This window comes from Curtobacterium sp. LFS079 (assembly GCF_047977865.1).
Classification (GTDB): Bacteria; Actinomycetota; Actinomycetes; order Actinomycetales; family Micrococcaceae; genus Arthrobacter.
Genome location: NZ_JBFPFO010000035.1, coordinates 1 through 494 on the forward strand (window position 1 = coordinate 1; position 494 = coordinate 494).

A 494-nucleotide genomic window follows, 5' to 3' on the forward strand; every position below is an offset into this window, starting at 1 on the left:
AATGCACCCGCCGCTGCGACTTCTGCCAGATCGACACCGGCAAACCCTCCCCCCTGGACCGGATGGAACCGACCAAGGTGGCCCGCTCCGTGCAGTCCATGAACCTGCGCTTCGCCACCGTGACCGGCGTGGCCCGCGACGACCTCGAGGACGAAGGCGTCTGGCTTTACGCCGAGACCGTGCGCAAGATCCACGAACTGAACCCCGGCACCGGGGTGGAACTGCTCATCCCCGACTTCTCCGGCAACCCGGGGCACATCGAGGCGATCTGCGACTCGCAGCCTGAGGTGTTCGCGCACAACGTCGAGACCGTGCCCCGGATCTTCAAGCGCATCCGGCCCGCGTTCCGCTACGAACGCTCCCTGGACGTCATCACCCAGGGCCGGAACCACGGGATGGTCACCAAGTCCAACCTGATCCTGGGCATGGGCGAAACCCGCGAGGAAATCAGCGAAGCCCTCAGGGACCTGCACGAGGCCGGCTGCGACCTGGTC

General features: G+C 66.4%; 1 protein-coding gene. It reads left to right on the forward strand.

Going from position 1 to position 494, the window contains the following annotated elements:
* Positions 1–494 (forward strand): lipoyl synthase (locus ACNQPB_RS20090; RefSeq protein WP_498754185.1); only part of this gene is annotated, 494 nt, incomplete at both ends.